The 23466-nt window shown below is 41.1% G+C and carries 20 protein-coding genes, 1 tRNA gene, 1 rRNA gene and 2 pseudogenes (1 of these 24 running past the window's edge); 9 read left to right on the top strand and 15 right to left on the bottom strand.

The window, feature by feature from the left end:
* The first annotated feature begins 25 nt into the window (after positions 1–25).
* Genes hypE through hypB form a run of 3 tightly spaced genes read left to right on the top strand, consistent with a single transcriptional unit; the run spans position 26 to position 2318 of the window.
* On the top strand, positions 26–1129 hold the full coding sequence (gene hypE, locus NSTCB13_RS24450) for a hydrogenase expression/formation protein HypE (protein ID WP_448274082.1): 1104 nt from the start codon (positions 26–28) through the stop codon (positions 1127–1129).
* 20 nt (positions 1130–1149) lie between these two features.
* A complete protein-coding gene (gene hypA / locus NSTCB13_RS24445) occupies positions 1150–1491 on the top strand; it encodes a hydrogenase maturation nickel metallochaperone HypA (protein WP_448274081.1) in 342 nt (113 codons plus the stop codon).
* Positions 1482–2318 carry a hydrogenase nickel incorporation protein HypB gene (hypB, locus tag NSTCB13_RS24440; RefSeq protein WP_448274080.1) on the top strand — a complete coding sequence of 279 codons (837 nt, stop codon included), beginning with the start codon at positions 1482–1484 and terminating at the stop codon, positions 2316–2318. The genes hypA and hypB overlap by 10 nt, the downstream gene beginning before the upstream one ends.
* 149 nt (positions 2319–2467) lie before the next feature.
* Here the strand turns inward: hypB and NSTCB13_RS24435 are convergent, their stop codons facing one another.
* The 7 genes from NSTCB13_RS24435 to NSTCB13_RS24405 form a co-directional block, all read right to left on the bottom strand.
* On the bottom strand, positions 2468–3352 hold the full coding sequence (locus NSTCB13_RS24435; protein ID WP_448274079.1) for an Rpn family recombination-promoting nuclease/putative transposase: 885 nt from the start codon (positions 3350–3352) through the stop codon (positions 2468–2470).
* A 385-nt stretch (positions 3353–3737) separates the two neighbouring features.
* Positions 3738–4112, bottom strand: a complete 375-nt coding sequence (locus NSTCB13_RS24430) for a hypothetical protein (protein ID WP_445630379.1) — start codon at positions 4110–4112, stop codon at positions 3738–3740.
* Positions 4102–5109, bottom strand: coding sequence for an LLM class flavin-dependent oxidoreductase (locus tag NSTCB13_RS24425; RefSeq protein ID WP_445632045.1), 1008 nt, complete (start codon positions 5107–5109; stop codon positions 4102–4104). The genes NSTCB13_RS24430 and NSTCB13_RS24425 overlap by 11 nt, the downstream gene beginning before the upstream one ends.
* A 149-nt stretch (positions 5110–5258) precedes the next feature.
* Positions 5259–5621 (bottom strand): hypothetical protein, encoded by a 363-nt coding sequence (locus tag NSTCB13_RS24420; RefSeq protein WP_069068421.1) that lies wholly within the window; start codon positions 5619–5621, stop codon positions 5259–5261.
* Positions 5622–6034: 413 nt separating this feature from the next.
* A complete protein-coding gene (locus NSTCB13_RS24415; RefSeq protein WP_448274078.1) occupies positions 6035–6346 on the bottom strand; it encodes a hypothetical protein in 312 nt (103 codons plus the stop codon).
* A gap of 2 nt (positions 6347–6348) precedes the next feature.
* The gene (locus NSTCB13_RS24410) at positions 6349–6636 is read right to left on the bottom strand and encodes a hypothetical protein (RefSeq protein WP_445630381.1); all 288 of its coding nucleotides are present in this window, start codon (positions 6634–6636) and stop codon (positions 6349–6351) included.
* Between the two features lie 35 nt (positions 6637–6671).
* On the bottom strand, positions 6672–7094 hold the full coding sequence (locus tag NSTCB13_RS24405; protein ID WP_445630382.1) for a hypothetical protein: 423 nt from the start codon (positions 7092–7094) through the stop codon (positions 6672–6674).
* 1149 nt (positions 7095–8243) lie between these two features.
* Here NSTCB13_RS24405 and cysK point away from each other — a divergent pair.
* From cysK to NSTCB13_RS24385, 4 genes and pseudogenes are all read left to right on the top strand, one after another.
* A pseudogene (gene cysK, locus NSTCB13_RS24400) lies at positions 8244–9208 on the top strand (cysteine synthase A).
* Positions 9209–9787: 579 nt separating this feature from the next.
* Entirely contained in the window at positions 9788–10483 is a 696-nt protein-coding gene (locus tag NSTCB13_RS24395) for a LabA-like NYN domain-containing protein (RefSeq protein WP_445630384.1), read from the top strand.
* Between the two features lie 210 nt (positions 10484–10693).
* Positions 10694–11404 carry a response regulator transcription factor gene (locus NSTCB13_RS24390; protein WP_448268098.1) on the top strand — a complete coding sequence of 237 codons (711 nt, stop codon included), beginning with the start codon at positions 10694–10696 and terminating at the stop codon, positions 11402–11404.
* A 5-nt stretch (positions 11405–11409) separates the two neighbouring features.
* Positions 11410–12498 (top strand): sensor histidine kinase, encoded by a 1089-nt coding sequence (locus NSTCB13_RS24385; RefSeq protein WP_445630386.1) that lies wholly within the window; start codon positions 11410–11412, stop codon positions 12496–12498.
* Between the two features lie 403 nt (positions 12499–12901).
* On the opposite strand, the gene NSTCB13_RS24380 is transcribed toward NSTCB13_RS24385, so the two are convergent.
* The 3 genes from NSTCB13_RS24380 to NSTCB13_RS24370 form a co-directional block, all read right to left on the bottom strand.
* On the bottom strand, positions 12902–13783 hold the full coding sequence (locus NSTCB13_RS24380; protein ID WP_448268097.1) for a succinate--CoA ligase subunit alpha: 882 nt from the start codon (positions 13781–13783) through the stop codon (positions 12902–12904).
* A gap of 296 nt (positions 13784–14079) precedes the next feature.
* Positions 14080–15306, bottom strand: coding sequence for an ATP-grasp domain-containing protein (locus NSTCB13_RS24375; protein WP_448274077.1), 1227 nt, complete (start codon positions 15304–15306; stop codon positions 14080–14082).
* A gap of 442 nt (positions 15307–15748) precedes the next feature.
* Positions 15749–15901, bottom strand: a complete 153-nt coding sequence (locus tag NSTCB13_RS24370) for a hypothetical protein (protein ID WP_448274076.1) — start codon at positions 15899–15901, stop codon at positions 15749–15751.
* A 53-nt stretch (positions 15902–15954) separates the two neighbouring features.
* Between NSTCB13_RS24370 and NSTCB13_RS24365 the strand changes: the two are divergent.
* Positions 15955–17716, top strand: a pseudogene (locus NSTCB13_RS24365) (hypothetical protein).
* A gap of 182 nt (positions 17717–17898) precedes the next feature.
* Here the strand turns inward: NSTCB13_RS24365 and NSTCB13_RS24360 are convergent.
* From NSTCB13_RS24360 to rsmA, 5 genes are all read right to left on the bottom strand, one after another.
* Positions 17899–17970, bottom strand: a tRNA-Gly gene (locus tag NSTCB13_RS24360).
* A 171-nt stretch (positions 17971–18141) separates the two neighbouring features.
* Positions 18142–18753: a sporulation/spore germination protein gene (locus NSTCB13_RS24355; RefSeq protein ID WP_448268095.1), complete on the bottom strand. Its 612-nt coding sequence runs from the start codon at positions 18751–18753 to the stop codon at positions 18142–18144.
* Between the two features lie 331 nt (positions 18754–19084).
* The gene (locus tag NSTCB13_RS24350; RefSeq protein WP_445630392.1) at positions 19085–19414 is read right to left on the bottom strand and encodes a DUF3082 domain-containing protein; all 330 of its coding nucleotides are present in this window, start codon (positions 19412–19414) and stop codon (positions 19085–19087) included.
* Between the two features lie 163 nt (positions 19415–19577).
* Positions 19578–20531, bottom strand: a complete 954-nt coding sequence (gene ispE / locus NSTCB13_RS24345) for a 4-(cytidine 5'-diphospho)-2-C-methyl-D-erythritol kinase (RefSeq protein WP_448274075.1) — start codon at positions 20529–20531, stop codon at positions 19578–19580.
* Positions 20532–20635: 104 nt separating this feature from the next.
* Positions 20636–21460, bottom strand: coding sequence for a 16S rRNA (adenine(1518)-N(6)/adenine(1519)-N(6))-dimethyltransferase RsmA (gene rsmA, locus NSTCB13_RS24340; protein WP_445630394.1), 825 nt, complete (start codon positions 21458–21460; stop codon positions 20636–20638).
* 687 nt (positions 21461–22147) lie between these two features.
* Here rsmA and NSTCB13_RS24335 point away from each other — a divergent pair.
* A 16S ribosomal RNA gene (locus NSTCB13_RS24335) occupies positions 22148–23466 on the top strand; it runs 170 nt beyond the window's last position.

The following is a 23466-nucleotide window of genomic DNA, read 5'->3' as shown; positions in this document are numbered from 1 at the left end:
CCTTTGCGTTTAAAAAAAATTTAATATGAATATTTTCCCCACAAACCCAATCCAAAATCCCCTATTCCAAAAAATAGAAAAAGTCCGCCGTCGCCAAGGAAAAGTGCAAGACACTCATATAACTCTCGCACATGGTAGCGGCGGTAAAGCGATGCGCGATTTAATAGACGAAATCTTTGTCAGCAATTTTGATAATCCCATTCTCTCACAACTAGAAGACCAAGCCAGCTTCAACTTAACCCCTCTTCTCCAACAAGGAGACAGACTCGCGTTTACAACAGATTCTTATGTTGTAGACCCGTTATTTTTCCCCGGAAGTAATATAGGAGAATTAGCCATAAACGGCACAGTTAATGATTTAGCTGTCAGTGGTGCAAAACCTTTATATTTAACTTGTAGCGTAATTTTAGAAGAAGGATTACCTGTCGAAACTTTACGCCGTGTCGCAGCCAGTATGAACGCAGCCGCAAAAAATGCTGGTGTTCAAATTGTTACTGGTGACACAAAAGTTGTACATCGTGGTGCTGCCGATAAACTCTTTATTAATACTGCTGGCATTGGTGTCATCCCGCGAGGAGTTAACATTTCCGCCCACAATATTAAACCTGGAGATGCAATAATTATTAATGGTGAAATAGGCAATCATGGCACAGCAATTTTAATTGCCCGTGGAGAATTAGCTTTAGAAACTAATATTGAAAGTGATTGTCAGCCGTTACATAGTTTAGTAGAAACTATTCTCCATAGATGTCCCCAAATTCATGCTATGCGAGATGCTACACGCGGGGGTTTAGCCACAGTATTAAATGAATTTGCCCTAAGTTCCGATGTGGGAATTCGTCTTTTTGAAGAATCTATCCCAGTGCGTGAAGAAGTCAACGGAGTTTGCGAAATTCTCGGTTTAGACCCATTGTATTTAGCTAATGAAGGTAAGTTAGTTGTAGTGGTTCCAAAAAAGAATGCTGAAAATGTTTTATCAGCTATGAAATCCCACCCAGCAGGTAAAGATGCTTGTATTATTGGCGAAGTTATTTCTTCACCTCCAGGTATCGTATTACTAAAAACACTTTTTGGTGCTGAAAGAATTGTTGATATGTTAGTAGGCGACCAATTACCACGAATTTGTTAATCTTTAAGAGATTTTATAATATGCACGAACTTGGAATTACCCAAAATATTGTGGCAATTGTGACTGAACACGCCAAAGGCGCAAAAGTGCAGCGAGTTTTATTAGAAATCGGCAAACTTTCAGCCATTATGCCAGATGCTATCCGATTTTGTTTTGATATTTGCACTCAAGGAACAGTTTTGGCAGAGGCAAAATTAGAAATTTTAGAAATCCCCGGTTTAGCAAAATGTCGTCAATGCGGTACAGAAATTTATTTAGATAAACCGTTTGGAATCTGTAACTGTGGTAGCGTGCAATTAGATTTAATTACTGGTGAAGAACTGAAAATTAAAGAAATAGAAATAGAGGAACTATGTGTGTAACCTGCGGTTGTTCTGATGATGGCGAAACTAAAATTACCAATCTAGAAACAGGTGAAGCTGAACATTACCACCATCATCATACTCATACTTTACCAGATGGTACTGTCATCACTCACTCCCACAGTCATGACACTCATATAGAAGCACCTCAAATCCATGCCAAAATACACAACACAACCATATCTTTAGAACAGGATATTTTATCAAAAAATAACCTAATAGCTGCCCAAAATCGGGGATGGTTTAAAGGTCGAAATATTCTCGCCTTAAATTTAATGAGTTCTCCTGGTGCTGGGAAAACAACTTTTTTGACACGAACCATTAATGATTTAAAAAACCAATTATCTATCAGTGTCATTGAAGGCGACCAAGAAACTGCTAACGATGCTAAAAAAATTAAAGAAACAGGTTCTAAAGTCATCCAAATCAATACCGGAACAGGCTGTCATTTAGATGCCTCAATGATAGAAAGAGGTTTACAACAATTGAATCCGCCACTGAATTCAGTTGTGATGATTGAAAATGTCGGAAATTTAGTTTGTCCAGCCTTATTTGATTTAGGAGAACAGGCAAAAGTCGTGATTCTCTCAGTCACGGAGGGAGAAGATAAGCCGCTAAAATACCCGCATATATTCCGTGCAAGTGACATCATGATTCTCACTAAAATTGATTTGCTACCTTATGTAGATTTTGATGTTCAAAAGTGCATAGAATATGCCAGACAGATAAATCCCCAAATTCAGATTTTTCAGCTTTCTGCAACCACTGGTAGTGGGCTAGAAAAGTGGTATGCGTGGCTTACTAAAAAGGTAACAAGCTTGTCATAGGGTTATAACTGGCGGTGCGATTGGGGGTGGATATTCGTTGCAAAGAGTGCGACGATCGCGCTACGCCAGTTTTAGTTTTTAGCCTTAACCCAAGCGTATTGTGGTATATATGGGTAAGTGAAAAAATCACAAGTTTTTTTACCAGTAAATCAATCACAAACTCGCTGTAGTTCCTCAACTGTATTTAGGGTTTTGATAGCCTGTTGAATCACTTTTAATCGCTGTAAATCTGTAATTTGGTAAATGATTGGCATTAAATCTAAGCCAGGAGTTCCAAATTTAATCTCCAGTGCCAATTCAATACCTGAATATAATTCCTCTCGTCGTCCGCGTGCTTCCCCGCGTGCTTCTCCGCGTGCTTCCCCGCGTGCTTCTCCTTCACGTAAAATTTCTTGATACCAAGGCGACTCACGCAACACAGCCATATCCCACCTCATGATTTCTTGGACTAGGGCACTCTCTATTACAAACGTAGCAAAAAAAGCCAAAACTGTTTCAAGTTGATTTAATTGTTCATCCTGACGCAGAATTTGCAAGGCTTCTCGAATTACAACCTCGTTTTCACCGCCTTTGAGAATGGGTACAAATGGAATTAAGGATGGTAATGGTGTCTCAAAGACAGTATTTACATCAACTTCCCATAAGTTAATCACCCGATAATCTTGAGTTGCTCTTAAACCTGCAACATTTGATGCATAACTTGTAGGTATTTCTGTGTTACTTCCTTTAAGAATGTTGATTAATACCGGATAGGTAGGTAAATTATATTTTTCTTCAGCTAGAGCTGCATAAGCACGCATCCGTCGTGGCATTTCCGGTTTATACCGCAGTTGTAATTCATTGATAACTAGAAATTTTCCATACTGCGGATTTTCGACACGGATCAGTACATCACTTTCTCTACTAAGCCACTGAAATTCTGAGTTGAGAATTTCACCTACAATAACATCAGGAATTTGTGTTACCCATTTTACCCAGTTATCGGGTGCAAGACTGATTAGGCGTTTAGTGCTGATATCAGCAGGTTTGGACATAAGCAAGTAGGTACGTTGAGATAAGCGCTATTGCACTTTTATTTAGACTACCACTGATACCAATTCAAAATTCAAAACTTGTACTGAGCTTGTCGAAGTATTCAAAATTCAAAATTAAGAAAGCCAGACAAAACAAAGGTTTGGGAGTATATATATGTCGCATTATTTTTTCAAAAAGGTATGAGTTTGGAGATTGCGATCGCCTAAATATTTCCGTCTCAAAATACAAAAATGAACCCAAATTACAATAGTTATTTCTACTTTAATAACTAACTGTATCCAATTAAAAAAAATCAATTTTATCTCTCAGAAAATACAACACCCTGCACTTTAAAAGTACAGGGTGTTAGATAGCGGTAAAGATGATTCCCAGTTTCTATTTACCTCAAAGCCAATCTCGATAAGCTGATATTTCATTAACGCTGATTTCAAACGGCGTTCCTTTACCAAATGGCGGATAAACGCGGATTTTACCATTGCTAGCAAACCGCTCTAGCCTATTACCTAACTGGGGAATATTGCTGACAATATGCCAGTAAGATACTAAGTCAGGGCAGTCAATAATTAGTGTGAGGATGGTAGCATTTGTTGTCAGATACCATTGACAATTAGATAACAGTACTCGCGTAATGCGATCGCAAGCTAGAAAAAAGCATCTGCCAGTAGACTGTTCTAGCTCCATTTGCAGCATTCCATCCTCTTTTGTTACCTCAGCGGGAGGTAAATCATCGGGAGGAAGCAAGTATAGTTTAGAAGACATAATTTCGCACCTCTTGGTTGTAGCGCGTCAAACTCTCTAGGTTTTTTTGCAAATCCGCAGACGAGGGTTTGAGTGCTAGCGTACCTAAATTTAATTCGTCCTGAAATTTCTTGATTTTGTCTCGACAAGTCTCCACATCACCGATAATTGAATTCTCAATCAAATAATCTTCATCGAAACAAATATTTGTGCGGTTGAATGGTTTTTGGTTGGGATTCGGATTATTCTGCAATAATTCAGCCGAATTAGCTTTCATTTTCTGGCTAAATTTGCGAACGAAAGGTAACGCTTCACTCACCGCCTCGTCAAATGTTTTGCCAACAAAAAAGAAGCGTGCCAGCACAAAGTTTTCCGCACCACTAGAATTTAAGGCTCGATATTTGCTAACAGTATCCTTCAATCTCTCTAGAGAAAATGGCGGCCCACCCATCAAGCTGAAGGAATGTTTAGCAGCAAGCTCAATACCATCATCACCACCAGTGGCAACATACACTGGTATTTGACTTTGCAATGGTTTCGGGTAAATCGTTAAGCGATCGCATTGATAATATCGCCCATTAAATGATACATCAGTTTCATATAAGAGCTTTTGAACTAGTGCGATCGCCTCTAGCATCTTGGGACGAGATTCACTTGGGAGGGTCGCAAAATGCTTGTTTTGTTGAGGAAATGGGCCGCCTTTGGCAACTCCAAATAATAATCGTCCATTGCATAGGTTATCCAAAGTGGCAATATCTTCCGCCACCCGAATCGGGTTATGGAATGGCAGCAACACCGCCGCAGTGCCTAATTGAATAGTTGATGTCAATCCCGCCAAATGTGCCATTAACACCAACATGGACGGGCTAAGATTAGATTCACTAAAATGGTGTTCGCTCACCCACGCTTCCTCAAAACCTAAGCTTTCTGCCTGTTTTACCAGTGCAACTTGCTCAAAGATGGCACGACGAGCATCTTGGTGAAAATTATCGTAATTGCAGAAAATTCCAGTTTTCATTACTTGCGTTGATACTTTGTATTCACCGTAGGTGCTGGTTATTCTAGTGGTCGATAGGTTTGTAGTAAGCACAAAGCGTGCTTAAATATTTGAGGAATAAAGTCCTCTCTACAAAAGAATTTACCCCTCTCAATTAATGCGATGAATCACTAAGTTGCAACCCACTGCAACTCCAACCATAAACGTGGGTTGTTCTCTTTGACCTTCGACATCGGATCGCGCAACAATCGCTTGGCATTCATACAGACAACCTGGATTAAACCCATGTTGTCTGCTACTTCTCTGAGTATTTCTTTTTGAGCTTGCACACAGGAAATCATTTCATCAGAGCAATAAATTCCTATATATTGCAAACGTCTAGCAGGTCGTCCCCAAAAACAGGTAATGACTTTCACATAACACCCATCCAGCAATTCTCCAACTTGCGGGTAGTAATGGTTGACGACTCTTGTGAATTCTTTGGCTAAGATATCTTCAGCAATCATTGGAACTGATATTTCTGTAGCGTCCATCACGCTATTTAATATAACATAATTTTATCAATTAAATATGACAAAATAGTTGATTAAGCTTAAATAAAACCTTAAATATTAATTATATAAAAAAAGAGGTGTACCTCATTTGGTCTCACCTCAGATTTGCGTAAAGCATCTTTATATTCAAGAAAATATCAAAGCATTAGTAATACCTTTACGAATAGAATGATGCCTCCGGCACGCCAAAGGCGAACGCAGCTATACAGACAAAACCTACCTGCGGGAATTTCAAATTTATTAATTCCGCGCAAATGGACGAAAGTTTATCTAGCCACAATTCCTATTTTCAGAGATATTTACTCTGATAGCAAAAATTATGAATTCAAATAGAATGCATTTAACTAGCATCTCTCAATATTGAATTCTCATTTTTGAATTGTTAATTATTATTAGCGAGCATTGCGTTCACAAACTAAGACCTCTGCTATGATTTCTGGCACATTTATAAAGTCCGTAAATCCTTCAGAACCCCGGATTGGTGAAATAAATGTATAGTTTGGATCGCACACTCCACTGTCATATACTTGAATAAACCACCGATCGGGAAATCCTTCTATACCTAGTTCCACAGTGTACCAACTCTCGCCAATCAGACGAGAGTTAAAGATTGTAAACCACTCTCTGTTTTCTTCTGAAATATTCCAGTCTGCCATGAGCAGTTCTAAAGCTATTTGTCCCGCATCCGTTGAAGTCAACAGCATTTTTACTCCTTATTTGCAACTTCAGTATTTGCAACTTCAGTACTGGGAACTTCTGGGTATAAACCTAATTCTTTCGCTAGCTCACGTGCCACAAAAAATAAAAATTGGGCACCATCTTGATTGCCTTCATGAGCAAACATAGTAGCTACTTGTAACATTGTTTCTACTAAACCGGAATCAATCAATTCGGGTTTAGCTTCCAAAATTTCTGGTTCTTGACCATTCGGACATCTAAGTAACTCATCAATCAGATTAAAATACAAGCTTTGGCGTTGTTCTTGATCTGTCATGGTAATTTTCTTGATTTTAGTAAATTGTGAATAAGTTACTGTTCGATACTTTGGCGCCACAGCCTTTCCAACATTTCAACTTGTTCTTTTAAAACAGCAGCACGATGAACCAGATATCTGTCGTAAAAGAGAATCCCTAACCCAACACAAATTGGGGTTAACAAGAAGAACCATTGCAGGATAGTGGCAAATTTATATTGTTCAGCAACAGTTAGCATTTGATGAACCACATTACGATCGAAGGATTGAATGCTAGTCTGAGGGGAATGTGTACCCTCTATCTGGGGAGCCAAGATGGGAGCATTTGTAGTTGTGTTGTTAACTTCGTAAGCTAAATTCTGAGATTTTACTAACTCCAGATGTCGCTCCCAAATTATGCCAAATACTACTAGTCCTGGTGAAAGCATTGCTAAGGTAACGACGCAAACTGTAAGAACATTTAAAAGTTTGGCTTTCATCTTGGCTCTCCCTTGCTAGGTAATATGCACCCAGTAAGAAAATATCTTTTGCTGTTTATCTAAAGTAGTTATATAATTTCTACCTCTCAAACAGTTTTGATATTAAAATATGTGTAATCGGTAATTTTTACAATCATTAGTTACCAGTTATTTTTCTCGTCACTACTGACTACTGACTAATAAAAAGTTACCACCCTTTTCACAAAACATAGGATTATTCAGTCAGAAAGAACGCACTTAATTCGGGAATCTGGTTTCATCCTACTCTCAAAAGGGAGATTAAGAAGTCCCCCCTAGTTCACTAAGCTTTCGCTCAGGAATGTTGGGGGGTAGAGGGGAATCTCTGCGTAAATCCTATACGATTTATATCAGCCGCTCTCCACCAAACAGTTTACCCCAGCCCTGTTAAGATTATTAAATTCATTAGAATAGTACTCAAAGCCTGTAATCCACACCTGATAAGTCTTATAAAAATTCATTGGGGTATGGGTGCTAGTGTTTTTTGGATGTGGTTCTAGTATTTTTGAGGTGGAGTTCTGGCGTTTTTGCACTCAACCTCAAAGCAATATAGGCAATGGTTAAAGACTGTTTTAGATGCAATTTTTAATTGAAAAAATCTGCACTCAAAAGAAAACATCAATGTCTCTCGATCAAGATAGACTAATAAATTAAAAAAAGCAATTAAATATTTTGAAAGTAAATTAAACTTTCAGAATAAGTAGAAAATAATGGGAAAATATTCATATATACAGAATTATAAAAATTGAATCTCAACCCCAGGACAATAGTCAGCAATTCCAAATGGTAAACTAGAAGAATGGTAAGCAATACTTTTCGGATAAGCCTAATAATCTCTCTTTTGGTCTGGGAAAAGGTTAAAGGCAAAGGGGAAAAGGTAAATTCAAACCCTTTCCCTTTCCCCTTTCCCCCTTAACCGAAAAGTATTGGAATGGTAAGCTAGCCTCTTCTAAAGTGAGAATCAATGGGAATATCTCATAAAAGTTCTTCCTAAACTTTCATATTTTGTGGTTTAGTTAGAATACATAGTATATGCACTCATTGAAATTAAACGGCAAAATAAATACATCAAAGCTTATTGTTATAAGTAAATACTCTGTACTTAAGATTTAGGATTTTAGGGGTTAAAGAATGCGGATTGCTCAAGACGTAACAGAACTGATTGGACGAACTCCTTTAGTTCAACTGAACAAGATTCCTCAAGCTGAGGGAGTAGTAGCAAGGATAGTTGTTAAATTAGAAGGGATGAACCCAGCGGCTTCGGTGAAAGACCGCATTGGGTTAAGTATGGTACTCTCGGCGGAAGCCGCTGGCTCAATTTCCCCTGGAAAGACCATTTTAGTTGAGCCTACTTCCGGTAATACAGGTATTGCTCTAGCAATGGTAGCAGCAGCGCGTGGCTACCGTTTAATTTTGACCATGCCTGAGACTATGAGCCAAGAACGACGAGCTATGCTCAGGGCTTATGGTGCTTCTTTGGAGTTGACACCAGGAACTGAGGGTATGCGAGGAGCAATTCGCAAAGCCGAAGAAATTGTGGCTAATACTCCTGATGCTTTTATGTTGCAACAATTCCGCAACCCTGCTAATCCCAAAGTTCACCAGGAAACCACCGCTGAAGAAATTTGGACAGATACAGACGGGGAAGTAGATATCGTCATTGCTGGGGTAGGTACCGGTGGGACGATTACTGGGATTGCAGAAGTACTCAAACAGCGCAAGAAGACTTTTAAAGCGATCGCAGTTGAACCCAGCAATAGCCCAGTCCCCCCCTCTCTGGTGGTGAAGCCGGGCCACACAAAATTCAAGGTATTGGTGCTGGATTTATCCCCGATGTTCTCCGCTTGGAATTGGTTGATGAAGTAATTAGAGTCAGCGACGAACAAGCGATCGCATTCGGGCGACGTTTGGCAAAAGAAGAAGGCTTATTATCTGGGATATCCTCTGGTGCAGCTTTGTGTGCTGCAATTCAAGTCGGTAAACGAAAAGAAAATGCCGGACGTTTAATTGTGATGATTCAGCCTTCCTTTGGCGAACGTTACCTCAGCACACCGATGTTTCAAGATTTGTCTTTAGAAACTGCTGGCGTGCGTTAAGCAAATAGAGGGATAAGAGAGCAACGAATCATCTCTGTCCTTCTCATTTGGCTCTTATATAAATTAATACAACTTACTTTTTGAGGTGCGATCGCATCCCGTATTACGTTATTAGTGCTTCTAACTCTTTGAAACTCTTACAGCTGCGTAAACATTGCTACGCTCATTCCCCCTAAAAGCCGTGGGATTCTTATGCGGAACTTGCTGATGTTGGCTTGCCCTCTGTTACAGGTTTATAGTTCCTACTTACCCAATTATAGATGTAGTGTTTCTGGGTTGAGTGCAATACAGACCTAACAAACAGTCCTTACCCTGACAAAAAGATTTATTTTCTCGAAACTCTTGCTGTCTGGGTGGGTAAAGATTAACATATCTGTGGGCAGAAGCAATATCTCGTGAAATCAACCATAACAATAGTGAAAACCTTGCGCTGTCTATTTTGAATCTTGTTTAGCACCAGTTAACCTTATCTGCATATAGTGACTTAAGACCATTACCTGCTAGGTTATAAATCAAGCACAGACTATACTATAGAAAATTTAGTCAAAATTCTTTACAGCTTTAAAATCAGAGGTATCAATGATTATAACTAATTTTAGCAAACAAAGAAATGAATTTAAGGAATCTAAAGTACTCAAAGCGAAACCACATTGGCAAGGGCAAAATTTGAGCGATACTGCTGTCAAAGGTAAAGATACCAAGATGCGAGATCCTGCACCTGATAGTTCGATTTTGAATAACTTAAATCGCGGTCGAGTTGCTATTTTTATTGATGGCTTAAGCCTGTTCCATACAGCCTTACAACTCGGCATAGAAATTGACTACGTTAAATTGCTTTGTCATTTAACCAGTGGTTCCAGACTGTTGCGTGCTTTTTTCTATACTGGAGTTGATATCAGTAATGAAAAGCAGCAGGGTTTTCTTTTGTGGATGCGTCGCAATGGCTATCGCGTAGTGGCAAAGGAACTCGTTGTACCAACAGAGAATTTCAAAAAATCAAATCTGAACGTAGAAATTGCTGTAGATATGATAACTTTAGCTCCTTATTACGATACAGCGGTTTTAGTCAGTGGCGATGGAGATTTAGCTTATGCTGTGAACGCTGTCAGCAGAATGGGAGTTCGGGTGGAAGTAGTCAGTCTGCAAACAACCACTAGTGAAAGTTTGATTGATGTTGCTGACTGCTTCATTGACCTCGATAGTATTAAAACACACATTCAAAAAGATTCTAATCTTGGTTATAGTTATCGCACCACAACAAATTCAAATCTCTAGGTAATAGAGGGGGGAGACAAGGGAGACAAGGAAGAGGGGGTAGACAAGGAGAAAAGTCCGATCGGAGGTTTTCGACCATCAGAACTTCAAACAGAAAGATTGCTACCTTGTCTACCTTGTCACCCTTGTCTACTCTATCCCCCTTCCCTTGTACCCCTTATCCCTCTCATCTCCCACTCCTCGCATCTTTTTAAATCTGCGTATTTTCGGATGGATATTTTAATAGTTGAAGATGAACCAGAAATTGCTCGTTTAATCGAACTCTCTTTAGAAAAAGAAGGATTTTTTTGTCGCACTAGCCGCGATGGCATGAATGCTTTGCGGATGTTTCAAGAGCAACCACCGGATTTAATCATTCTAGATTTAATGATTCCTGGTTTGGATGGGTTGGAAGTTTGTGCCCGAATTCGCCAGAAACCAGGTGCGAAAGATCCTTACATTTTAATGCTTACTGCTAAGGGTGAAGAAATCGATCGCGTCATTGGTCTGTCTACTGGTGCTGATGATTATATGGTCAAACCCTTTAGCCCTAGAGAGTTAGTAGCTAGGGTGCGGGCACTATTACGGCGTAGCCTCCGCCAAGGGGGACAACATCAAGTCAATCGTACCCAACACTTTATTGTCGATGTAGACCAGCGCACTGCCAGTCGCCAGATGAATTCCAAAGAACCTGAGATTTTGGACTTAACTACCCTAGAATTTAACTTGCTAACCACCTTTGTCAGTAATCCTGGTCGAGTTTGGAACCGTACCCAACTAATTGATAAACTTTGGGGAGATAATTTTTTTGGCGATGAACGAGTGGTAGATACTCATGTAGCTCGGTTGCGAAAAAAGATTGAACCCGATCCGGCAAATCCCACTTTTATTAAAACTGTTGTTGGGGTTGGCTATAAATTTGAAGATCCTCTGGTGGCGTAAATGTTATGAAGATGGGGCTGAGAGGGCGGCTATTTTTCTCCCACTTAGTAGTAATGATCGTGGGGGTAGCTAGTCTGGTGAGCATCAGCAAAATCTCTTCCCCACGCTTATTTGTCTTGCATTTGGAAGGATTAGAAAATCAGGGGTTCGACTTAATCGATGTCCGTGCTGAATTGGTGACAGGATTTGAACTTGCTTGGCAGCGCAGCACTCTTTGGTCAGTCTTAGTGGGTACTACCGCCGCCGGAGGATTGAGTTACTGGGTGTCGAGACGAATTATGCAGCGATTGACCGAGATGGAACAAATCACCCAAAAATTTGCTGCTGGTCAGATGGATGCACGACTACCTGTATCTGACATTCCAGAACTTAGTGGATTGAGCAGTAGTTTCAACCACATGGCTGCCAGTTTAGAAGGCGTAGAAGCGCGGCGGCGAGAAGTGATCGGAGATATGACCCATGAATTACGAACACCATTAACTGTAGTGCGCGGTTATTTGGAAGAACTGGCTGATGGGGAAATTGAAGCGTCTCCTGAAATCTATCGGCGTTTAGCTAAAGAAACTCGACGCTTAGAGCGGTTGGTGAACGATTTACAAGAACTATCCAAAGCAGAAGCCGGTTATCTACCAATTAATATCCAACGGGTAAATTTGCGTCCATTGTTAGAGTCATTAGTGGAAAAATTTTCCGACCAACTATTGGAAGATGGGCCAGTTATGCTCTTGCAATGTCCATCTGTGCTACCTCCTGTATTAGCAGATATTGACCGCACGGAACAGGTATTGGTTAATCTGCTAGGTAATGCAGTTCGTTACACTAACGAAGGTTCAATTACCATTACTGTTGGGACTGAAGCTTCTCAACTCTCGATTGCGGTTAGTGATACAGGCATTGGTATCGCTCCAGAAAATTTGCCTCATGTGTTTGAGCGCTTCTGGCGAGCCGATCAATCGCGCGATCGCCATTCGGGAGGTACTGGTATTGGTTTAACTATTTCCCGCCGTTTGATTGAATTACAAGGCGGTCAAATTCAGGTAGAAAGCGAATTAGGAGTTGGCAGTACGTTTCGCTTTTTTCTGCCTTTGGCTTGAGTTGAGCCATAAAACCTTGAGATCCGAGGGATTGACACAAGGTAGTCATGGCTGTGTCATACCCAATTGCTAATTTGAAAGTATCCAAAATTCTAGCTTGTTGATGAATGCCAGGATTTTAGAAACGCATAGAGTGTAACATTATGTCTACTTTTATTTTGGCTGCTTTTTTGGTTAGTTTACTCAGTGCTTCGGGTTATGCTGCGATCGCCTACTTGTTCCCTCAAAATCGTTCATTAAAATAATTCGTAATTCGTAGTTAAAAATTGAATTACGAACTTGTACTGAACGTCTTGCCCTGACTTGTGCCGAGCGGAGTCGAGGTAGCGAAGTCGTAAAGCCTGCGGCATAGCTACGCTTAGGGCGCAGCCTCTCCAAGAGTTGGGAGCCGAAGTATTAGTAATTAGTTAATTTCTTTTCGCAATAATTCTGGAATTTGAGAAGGGCGTTCTGCTACTGTCACTTCTGCTTCTTTTAAAGCAGCTAATTTACTTTGGGCTGTGCCAAAATTGGGATCGCGTCCGATAACTGTTGCTAAAGTCCCGGTTTGACGCCAAGTTTTTCCTGGTGGTGCAAGTCTACCTGCAATGTAGGCAATTACTGGTTTATCAATTGCTTCAGCAATATACCGCGCGGCTGCTTCTTCACTACCACCACCGGGTTGACCGACTAAAACGATCGCTTGTGTGGTTTCATCCTCATCGAGAATTTGCAGCCATTGCAAAAATGAGGAACCGACGATCGCATCACTACCAATACTGACACTAATCGACTGCCCTAAACCTGCTTTTGTTAATTCGTAGGCTATTTCGTAGGTGAGGGTGCTGCTACGACTAACGATCCCCACTGTTCCAGGGGTATAAAATTCGCTGGGTTGAGTCCCTAAGAGAATTTTTCCCGGTACAATGATCCCCGGACTATTTGGCCCGATTACCAAAGTTTCACAAGCTTCGGCTTTGCGGAGTAATTGCACCATATCCAAAGGCGGCACACCAGCAGTAATAATAATAATCTGGCAAATATTAGATGCGATCGCTTCTAATGCTGCATCTAACACGTCGTAAGGGTCTACACAAATAATTGTCGTGTCAATTGCCCCAAATTGTTCTATTACTTCCTCTACTAAATCAAATACTGGCAGTCCATGCAATTCCTGTCCGCCGCATCCAGGATTGACACCAGCTACTAAATTTGTGCCATAAGCTTTCATTTGAGCAACATGAGTGCCTGATATAAATTCACAAAAGCCTTGAATTAAGACTTTACTTTCTGGCGTTAGGTTCATAAAAAATTACCTTAAGTTTGGCAACCAGTGCCTTCAACCACAGAGCATAGAAATGACACATTTACAGTGTCATATTGATTCAATTTTTACTGAAATTCCAAAAATTAGTCTGGAAGCTGAGTGTTCCAAAAGTGAGAAAACGCACTTCTAGATAGGAATATCCAGTTTGGATGTACTATATAATTTAGTCCCAGAAAGCAAAGCTGTACTTGATTTGAGCATCAAATTCAACAATTTATACCCGACGGTAAAAATTAATAATTTTTGATTTTTAAATTGGAACACAATGACATTCACTATCTTTTATTAACCGTTGGTTTAGCAAGGAGAACTGCTGCTGCCACTGCCTCATCTAAATTTTCTACCACGACAAGCGCATCGGTGCGGGTTTTTAGTGTTGTCAAATATTTTCTCGCAGTGTTAAATTCAGAACCAGCAAGACGGACAACTAAGGATGGAAAATTAAGCTCTCGCCGAACTTTACTACCATTAGAACGTACAACCTGTGATTGAAGTTCGCTGTCGTCTTGCTGCACTACTCTAGCTATAACTTCAGCCACTTCCTCAGTTTGCGGAATGCTACCTAGAAAGTTAATTAGTATTACTTGAATGCTTTTATCAGCCTCCAGCATTTTCAAACCTGTTTCTAGGCGATCGCGGAAGGTAGTTGGTGTAGTATCTGTAAGGAAAGCATGACGTACATTCAAACAAACACCTGGATTGCCACCAGCATTCGCAACTAAATCTAAAGTTGCCATCACTGAACCAGTACCGTTACCTAAAATACCGATTTTTCCATGCATTTGCACACCATCCCAGTCACCCAAAATACCGTTAATTTCAGTAGTGGTATGACGACTGATAATTTTTGCTGCCATCTCGGCAAGATCGGGATGACGCTTGATCGACCGTTCGTTGACCCTGACTTTACCATTAAGAGCCATAACTTGACTAGTAGTACTGACTGCCAAGGGATTAATTTCGACTAAATCCAGGTCTTTTTGGACAAATAAGTGGTACATCTTCTCGACAACGCTGCTTACCGACTGCATCAGCGTTCCTTGCAAACCCATTTTCAAAGCCAATCGTCGAGCATAAAATGGCGAAAATTCCTGCTTCACGACAACGTAGTGCATTCTTTCCCCAGCCGATTCCCAATCGATGTCTGCTTCTTTGCAACCTAAAAGTACCGGTCGGCAGGCAGCTGTGTCTAAAACCACTGCTAGATAAAATTCTTGGTTAGCGTCGTATTTAGATTCTGCCAGTACAACTTCCGGCAATTCGCCCCATATTGGTAAACTAAAGATATTTTGAGCTGCTGCGATCGCATCGATAGTCGTTTGGGCAAATCTGACTCCACCAGCTTTTGCCCGTTCCGCTCCGTGGACTTGAGATTTCAGTACAATTGGAAAGCGAATTTTTAACCGTTTCAAATCTGTAGGATGGTCAATTCGTTGGGAAGGCAATACCGGGATGCCTATCTCCGCAAACCATTCTTTAACTTGGTACTCTAATAAATCCATTGATACACCTTGTATTGACACTTTCCAAGATTTTGGTTATTCCTGTCTTGATATTTTGCAGCACCTTTATTGCAGAATTAACCTTTTTGCAGCTATAAAAACTTATTTTTCACGGATCAATTTTATCGAATTCAGCAAATGAAGCATATTAATTTTGATAGTCAACTTGTTTGTGCCAGAGCCACAACACATAATTAATTTCCTCAGCAAGTTCCCCAGCATAGAAGATAACTAGCTTTTTTGTCAAAACCCTCTGACATAGCATCGTTTTCTTAACCTTTAGATAATTTGGCAACAATTGCTTGCAACTAGCGTTTCGCAAAGCAGTAGCTTTTGTGAATTTAATTATCGCAAAGTAATGCAGTGAAAATACCCAAATCTTCTATTATTCCCATTTTTTATTTGTAATTTATACCTGAAGACAGATTATTTAATTTTGCATCTAGCGCTGTAAAAATGTATCGCCACGAACAATAACTACTTTTTTAATTTTTGGTGAAAAATCAGAATTTGTGTTAGAAAGTTGGTCGTTCAGATTCTCAGGCTGTGGTTGATTAAACTGTGCATTTGCATTCAACAAATCTAAAAAGTTCATTTCATCCCCTTAAAGATAATCAAAACAATATAGAAATTCAGCGGGAAAGCTGTATGAAAGTAGCAGTCCAGCAGGAAGATTTACAGCTTTTAGCCAAAACTTTGCAAGAACAATTACTTGTAGAAGTCTCAACTGCTGAAGTCTTCGAGGTTAAGTGCGTCGTCAATAAAGGCGAGCTAATGATTTTAACGCAACACGCGTCAGATGTAATCGTTGACGCTCAACTAATTTTTGCAATCATTGAGGAGGTACTTCAGTCTCTAACACCCCACAAAGAGCAACGGGTGCAATGTTTTCTGAGAGTTTTTGGCGAACAACTTCCTTATGCTAAATGTTTCTTGGCGTTGAAGCCGACGGGGGGATGGGTAGCAGAGGGAGATGGGGAAGTACAAAAAGATGAGGAAGTAATATCCCCCTCATCATCTCTGACATATTCTCCATTAATCAATGAAAGCGAAGAAGAAAAAGAAGAAGAAGAACTCTTTGACCCCGTTTGCAGATGTGCCGAATTTCTCGGCTTCAAAGCCAGGATTCCAGGCCAAACCTATCCTCCTGGGTGCAGCGTTGGTGGGAATTATAGTTTTAGGCGGTGGTGCTTACTTATTGACTCGCCCTTGCGTGATGTCTGAGTGTAAGGAAATACAAAACGCCGAGCAATTAAAAATAAAATCTCCGCAACTGATGCGCCGCGCCAAGTCTGAAAAAGAATTAGTTGCTGTACAACAGCAACTTGCAGCAGCCAGCACAGACCTGAATGTAATTCCTAGTTGGTCGCCTCGTTACCAACTATCACAGGAACTAAAAGCAAGTTTATCTGGGCGATCGCAAAAAATCGATCGGGTGGTCAAAGCTTTGCAAACGGCATCTTTAGCGACACAAAAAGTTCAAACTCCAGCATCTAGCTTAGAGGAATTACAAACTAGGCAACACTTATGGCGACAGGCTATAGCGCCACTAGAAAGTATAAGTTCTAGTAGCGAACTTTATGGGCTGGTGCAGGGTAAATTACTGAATTATCGTGTCCGTTTGCACGCTGTAAATCAACAGATATTTATTGAGGAAAAATGGCTGAAAAAACTAACAATGGCAAAAGGTGTAGCTGTTGCAGCCGAGAAGCAGGAAGCTGCTGCTAAATCCTTGAATGACTGGCAAAAGGCGCAGTCTACTTGGCTGGTGGTAATCAATGCCTTGAATACGATTCCTCGAAATAGCGTTGGATACCAAGAAGCCCAAAAGCTGTTGCTAGATTATAAACCTAAGTTAGTATTAGTACGCGATCGCGCTACTAAAGAACAATTAGCTGTTAAAACCTACCAACAGGCCCTTACCACTGCCAAGCAAGCCAAAGTTTATGAACAACAAAAACAATGGCAAGCAGCGGCGATATATTGGGAGCAGGCTTTACAAACTACTAAAAAAGTTCCCCAAGATAGCTTGTACTACACTCAGGCTCAGTCTCTCATCGAACCCTATTCATCTGCGCTCAAACAAGCACAAGAAAAAGTACAAGTTGTTAGTAGTTTGCAACAAACCCGCACTGACTTAGATAAGACTTGTATTAATGGAATTCGGATTTGCACTTTTAGCATAGACAATGCAGAAATTATTGTCCGACTAACCCCTGAGTATGACCAAATAAGGCAAAATAACTTGGCTAATCCTTATTCTCAAAATTCGGATACAGCTGTTGATGTTACCAATCACTTGCAAATCTTACGCGAAGCCCTAGCCGTAATTGGTGAAAATGCCAATCTGTCCCTTTTTCTTTATGATTCCCAAGGTCAGGTAATTTATACGCGGACTTTAGGCGGGTAAGTAGAATACCGATTGAAGTATAAAGGATGAATTGTAGATTAACTAATTATTTGTCAATTTAACAAAATACTGCCACAGCATTTCAAATACCTAAAACCCTGACATAGTAAGGATTATGTCAGGGTTTTTCCTATTTCAGGAAAATAGCGATCGCACTACTGGCTAAAAGTTACAGATTTTAGAGCGGGCGATGGGACTCGAACCCACGACGTTCACCATGGGAAGATGACATTCTACCACTGAATTACACCCGCAAATTACTAACATAAATTTATGCCTAAAATTAAGCATACCACTATTTACAGCTGTTTTCAATTGGCTGGAAAATACACTATTTTGACAACTACTGATGCATAATTCCTGTAGGTGTTCAAATTAGGAAATTTTTTTAGCTAGCTAATGACGGCACTTATTACAATATTTAACTAAAGAACAATTTCCTCGCCTCGCTCCCTGAAGCGAACCTCTTTAATATTCCATTGAGCATTACTCGTTAAGGTTTTGCGGAGACTGCCAAACAGAGCAAACTGTTCGCAACTAGAAAGAGAACTTATTTGCCGCTTTGACTCAGGAGATATTCGTAAATCAACTGTAGCAATGCCATTTTTGATGTTGACACGATACCCAGATAAGCTAAAGTCGCTTGTATCTCGTTTTTCTAATATTTTACTTACAACATTTGTCACTGGTTCCTCGGCTGGTACTGAAACATTTTCTGGAATTAGTTTTTGACATTGGGTATCACTGGTGTATAGTGTTACATTAGTAGTTTTGCTAGTGGCAACCTTAGAAGTTGGTGAGGAAGGCGTATTTTCCTTAGAAGATTCTTGATTAGGAGATTTTTCTCTCAATTGAGCTACGCTAGGAATTTGGCTGGGAGACTGAGAAGGTAGGCTATTCGTCGGTGCTGGTACTGTGGTAGGGTATGAAGTTGCGCTATCAATATTACCTGCGGTAGGGTTAGAACTACAACTACCCAGGCTCACAACCATTGTCACAAAAATAGGGGGTAAAAAATATCTCTTGATTGTGTTCATAAATCTTGCTTATAAATAATGTTGTTATCGATTTCAGTGTTATTGGTATCAATTCCGCATAAATTTGTGAATATTGAGCCAGTCTATAAAGTGTCAACTCAAAATCTTTTAAAGTCAAATTTTATACTATTCACTCAAATTAAAACATCTGCTATTCAAGGAGCTATGTCTGACAACATTAGGGATACAATAAACTAGAGAATTACTAGAACCACTAGCACTGCATCTGCGCCTGTTGCTTGTGCTAAATAAATTTGGCAAGAGTAAAATCAACTCCTTGGAGAATATTAGAAAAACTTGTGCTTTTAGATGACTGATTAAAAGCAAATTACTAGTTTTCACTACTTTTTTGCTTCGTCAATTGCTGCACTAATAATTGCACTCCCAAAGCCAACAAACCAATTGCGACTATAGCAAAAATTCCGCTACCTAAAGCAACTACACCAACAACCAGAGTGCGGATAGCAGAAGAAATCTTTATCACCAATGGATTGATTGAATGGATCGGTTTACTAGCAAAATTTGTTGCGATCGCAATCATCAGCGAATAGGCTGCAAATGCCATACCTCCAGAAATCGCCGCCCCAGTAAAACAGCGTAACGGACTAGCTGTCACCTGTTCTTTAGCATTTGTTTGCGGCGTTAGATTTTGGTCATTCATAATATTTAGATTTTAGATGTTAGATTTTTGATTGGAGCATTAGGAATAATTATTATTTGTCATTTAAATTGCGTCTTTGCGTTTTTTTGGTGATTTGAACTATGCAATTTCAAAGCTCATCCATCAGCTTATTCCTCATACTCCATTAACAATAAAGATTTATTTAAACTGAAGATGCCACCTGAATACCGTGTGTAATTGTCCGAGTCACAAACAATTCTAAGTCTTCATCAGGAATTGCTTCCCTAACTTGCAGTTTCACTTGTTCTGCTTGCTGCTGAGACTCAACAAGAGCAAAAACTGTTGGACCAGAACCAGACATCATTGTTCCTAAAACGCCTTCTTGATTTGCAAACATTTCTCGCAACTGCAAGACTTGCGGATAGGCTGGCAAGACGACACGCTCTAAATCATTGTGCAGTTTTTGGGCAATTTCTCTGGCATCTTTATCCCAGATAGCTTTTACTATTTTTCCTGAATGAACTGCATTAGCGCGCGCTGCCAAGTTGTCGCTATCTCTAATATAAGAATGACCAAACTGCTGTCGATAGGTTTTATATGCCCAAGGGGTGGAAACTTCCAAACTGCGGTATTTCCCCAATACTATATATATGTTATTTAAACTCGGCAGGGGAGAAAGTTGCTCACCTCTACCTGTTGCGATCGCAGTTCCACCCGCTACACAAAAAGGTACATCTGAACCGAGTGTACCTCCCAACTCTTCTAACTCTGACTGAGTTAATCCCAACTTCCATAATAAATCTATCCCTACCAACACAGCCGCTGCATTTGTCGAACCTCCAGCCAACCCAGCAGCTACAGGAATCTGTTTATTAACGGTAATCTCTACACCTCCATGTTTAGCAAAGGCTTCGGGAAATTGCCTCACCATTAATTCTGCTGCGCGGTATGCCAGATTACTTTTATCTGTTGGTACTTGTGGGTGGTTGCAGTGAACTCTAATAGTATCAGTGCTAATGGGACGCACATCAATTTTGTCGGCAAGTCCGATACTTTGAAGTATCATGGCTAACTCGTGATAACCATCGGGGCGATTACCAATGATTTCCAGATATAAGTTGATTTTGGCAGGGGCAATTAGGCTGTAGGAATGCATTTTATGGAAGTGGGGAAGGTGGGGCCCCTGAAGGGGATAAGGGGTAATGGGGAGTGGGAAATGGGGAATGAAGAAGGAGGAATGGGAAAAATCTGCCTTGTTCCCTACTCCCTACTTTCTACTCCCAATTCATTTGCTAAAGTTACCCATTGCTGAACGCTGAGGTCTTCGGCTCTAGCTTGGGGATTTATTTTTAATTGTTCCAGTAAGTGGCTCAAGCGATCGCGCTCCATAACAGATTGCAAATTATTTCGTAACATTTTGCGCTTGGCACCAAATCCCAACTTTAAGAAATTCTCTAACTGTCGGGGATTAAGCGCTGGTATTTCTATTTTTCGGGGACGCAATCGCACCACTGCTGAATCGACTTTTGGCGATGGATAGAATGCGGTCGCTGGAACTGTGCAGATTAACTCACACTCAGCCAAATACTGTACCCGCACACTCAACGCCCCAAAAGCTTTTGAGCCTGATTTAGCATATAATCTTTCTGCTACTTCTTTTTGTACCAGCAACACTATGGAGTCAAATGGTTCGGGATTAGGGTTAGCGATGGTACCTAGTAGTTTCTCAATGATTGGCCCTGTAATATTGTAGGGAATATTGGCTACTACCTTATTTAGCTGTTGGAAATTGGGAAAGGCTGCCAGATAATATGGTAAATCTAGGCTGAGAAAATCCCCTTGCAGAAGTAAAAAATTTTCAGTCTTACCAAGTTGCTTTGATAACAGTTGGCATAAGTCGCGGTCTATTTCAACTGCAACCAGAGATTGTACTAAGGGTAATAAACGACGAGTCAGAAGCCCGGTTCCAGGCCCAATTTCCAGGACGCGATCGCTTTGTGTACACTCAGCTGCTTTTATAATCGCGTCGAGCGCCTTTTCACTTTTGAGCCAATGTTGAGCAAAGACCTTACGCGGTCGGATCATCTGTATTTATTGCCTAGTCTAGTTTTTAGCTGTTTATCAAAAACTCATTATAAATTTTGAAGTCCCTCTACAGTGCTAGATTCACTGTAACGCCTATTTTCTCCTCCAAACGCTTGGCGATCGTAGTGATGGCGATCGCGTAAATGTCCATATAAGCCTCACGTGTAGGATGGGAGTCTTAAACCGCAAGCTTCCCAACAACTATGCTCTTATATATCTTTTATATATAATTAATTGATTAGGGTATTTGGATTCAAGATACATACCTCCAGCAAGACTACCTCCTGCCTTTTTCAATAATTATTAATTACTTAACTTGCATCAGCTCCCATTTAGAGACAAGTAACGTCTATTATTCACACACTCAGGTTTAGCCACTTCGTTCTCGCCTCGCTCCTGTTGCTTAACCTATTAACCCAAAAGCAAGTCCAGGCAAGCGATTTGCAATTTTAGAAAAAAATAAATTTACCCCTTGACAAACTAGGGGATGACTAGTTACTCTAGTTAAGTGGAAAGGCGACAGACGCCAAACCACTGCTGAACCTGTAAAACATAATACTTTGAAAGCTTAAGAAAAAACCAATCCTCGTCAAAAGATTTTGCTTTTGGTAAATCCAAAAGGATAATCAAAATTAACAACAGGATTCCGGAAAATATTTTTTCGGAGCCACAAACTCGAAACACAACAAAACGGAGAGTTTGATCCTGGCTCAGGATGAACGCTGGCGGTATGCTTAACACATGCAAGTCGAACGGTGTCTTCGGACACAGTGGCGGACGGGTGAGTAACGCGTGAGAATCTGGCTCTAGGTCTGGGACAACCACTGGAAACGGTGGCTAATACCGGATGTGCCGAAAGGTGAAAGGCTTGCTGCCTAGAGATGAGCTCGCGTCTGATTAGCTAGTTGGAAGTGTAATGGACTCCCAAGGCGACGATCAGTAGCTGGTCTGAGAGGACGATCAGCCACACTGGGACTGAGACACGGCCCAGACTCCTACGGGAGGCAGCAGTGGGGAATTTTCCGCAATGGGCGAAAGCCTGACGGAGCAATACCGCGTGAGGGAGGAAGGCTCTTGGGTCGTAAACCTCTTTTCTTAGGGAAGAACACAATGACGGTACCTGAGGAATAAGCATCGGCTAACTCCGTGCCAGCAGCCGCGGTAATACGGAGGATGCAAGCGTTATCCGGAATGATTGGGCGTAAAGCGTCCGCAGGTGGCAATGAAAGTCTGCTGTTAAAGAGTCTAGCTCAACTAGATAGAAGCAGTGGAAACTACATAGCTAGAGTACGTTCGGGGCAGAGGGAATTCCTGGTGTAGCGGTGAAATGCGTAGAGATCAGGAAGAACACCAGTGGCGAAGGCGCTCTGCTAGGCCGTAACTGACACTGAGGGACGAAAGCTAGGGGAGCGAATGGGATTAGATACCCCAGTAGTCCTAGCCGTAAACGATGGATACTAGGCGTGGCTTGTATCGACCCGAGCCGTGCCGTAGCTAACGCGTTAAGTATCCCGCCTGGGGAGTACGCCGGCAACGGTGAAACTCAAAGGAATTGACGGGGGCCCGCACAAGCGGTGGAGTATGTGGTTTAATTCGATGCAACGCGAAGAACCTTACCAAGGCTTGACATGTCGCGAATCTTGATGAAAGTTGAGAGTGCCTTCGGGAGCGCGAACACAGGTGGTGCATGGCTGTCGTCAGCTCGTGTCGTGAGATGTTGGGTTAAGTCCCGCAACGAGCGCAACCCTCGTTTTTAGTTGCCAGCATTAAGTTGGGCACTCTAGAGAGACTGCCGGTGACAAACCGGAGGAAGGTGGGGATGACGTCAAGTCAGCATGCCCCTTACGCCTTGGGCTACACACGTACTACAATGCTTTGGACAGAGGGCAGCAAGCGAGCGATCGCAAGCAAATCCCGCAAACCAAAGCTCAGTTCAGATCGCAGGCTGCAACTCGCCTGCGTGAAGGAGGAATCGCTAGTAATTGCAGGTCAGCATACTGCAGTGA

Source organism: Nostoc sp. DSM 114160 (assembly GCF_053470305.1).
This window is presented reverse-complemented; position numbering and strand designations above follow the sequence as displayed.

Excerpts from the sequence above, each read along its gene's own strand:
- hypE (WP_448274082.1), top strand. The coding sequence starts at position 26 with ATGAATATTTTCCCCACAAACCCAATCCAAAATCCCCTATTCCAAAAA.
- hypA (WP_448274081.1), top strand. The coding sequence starts at position 1,150 with ATGCACGAACTTGGAATTACCCAAAATATTGTGGCAATTGTGACTGAA.
- hypB (WP_448274080.1), top strand. The coding sequence starts at position 1,482 with ATGTGTGTAACCTGCGGTTGTTCTGATGATGGCGAAACTAAAATTACC.
- NSTCB13_RS24435 (WP_448274079.1), bottom strand. The coding sequence starts at position 3,352 with ATGTCCAAACCTGCTGATATCAGCACTAAACGCCTAATCAGTCTTGCA.
- NSTCB13_RS24430 (WP_445630379.1), bottom strand. The coding sequence starts at position 4,112 with ATGTCTTCTAAACTATACTTGCTTCCTCCCGATGATTTACCTCCCGCT.
- NSTCB13_RS24425 (WP_445632045.1), bottom strand. The coding sequence starts at position 5,109 with ATGAAAACTGGAATTTTCTGCAATTACGATAATTTTCACCAAGATGCT.
- NSTCB13_RS24420 (WP_069068421.1), bottom strand. The coding sequence starts at position 5,621 with ATGGACGCTACAGAAATATCAGTTCCAATGATTGCTGAAGATATCTTA.
- NSTCB13_RS24415 (WP_448274078.1), bottom strand. The coding sequence starts at position 6,346 with ATGCTGTTGACTTCAACGGATGCGGGACAAATAGCTTTAGAACTGCTC.
- NSTCB13_RS24410 (WP_445630381.1), bottom strand. The coding sequence starts at position 6,636 with ATGACAGATCAAGAACAACGCCAAAGCTTGTATTTTAATCTGATTGAT.
- NSTCB13_RS24405 (WP_445630382.1), bottom strand. The coding sequence starts at position 7,094 with ATGAAAGCCAAACTTTTAAATGTTCTTACAGTTTGCGTCGTTACCTTA.
- NSTCB13_RS24395 (WP_445630384.1), top strand. The coding sequence starts at position 9,788 with ATGATTATAACTAATTTTAGCAAACAAAGAAATGAATTTAAGGAATCT.
- NSTCB13_RS24390 (WP_448268098.1), top strand. The coding sequence starts at position 10,694 with ATGGATATTTTAATAGTTGAAGATGAACCAGAAATTGCTCGTTTAATC.
- NSTCB13_RS24385 (WP_445630386.1), top strand. The coding sequence starts at position 11,410 with ATGAAGATGGGGCTGAGAGGGCGGCTATTTTTCTCCCACTTAGTAGTA.
- NSTCB13_RS24380 (WP_448268097.1), bottom strand. The coding sequence starts at position 13,783 with ATGAACCTAACGCCAGAAAGTAAAGTCTTAATTCAAGGCTTTTGTGAA.
- NSTCB13_RS24375 (WP_448274077.1), bottom strand. The coding sequence starts at position 15,306 with ATGGATTTATTAGAGTACCAAGTTAAAGAATGGTTTGCGGAGATAGGC.
- NSTCB13_RS24370 (WP_448274076.1), bottom strand. The coding sequence starts at position 15,901 with ATGAACTTTTTAGATTTGTTGAATGCAAATGCACAGTTTAATCAACCA.
- NSTCB13_RS24355 (WP_448268095.1), bottom strand. The coding sequence starts at position 18,753 with ATGAACACAATCAAGAGATATTTTTTACCCCCTATTTTTGTGACAATG.
- NSTCB13_RS24350 (WP_445630392.1), bottom strand. The coding sequence starts at position 19,414 with ATGAATGACCAAAATCTAACGCCGCAAACAAATGCTAAAGAACAGGTG.
- ispE (WP_448274075.1), bottom strand. The coding sequence starts at position 20,531 with ATGCATTCCTACAGCCTAATTGCCCCTGCCAAAATCAACTTATATCTG.
- rsmA (WP_445630394.1), bottom strand. The coding sequence starts at position 21,460 with ATGATCCGACCGCGTAAGGTCTTTGCTCAACATTGGCTCAAAAGTGAA.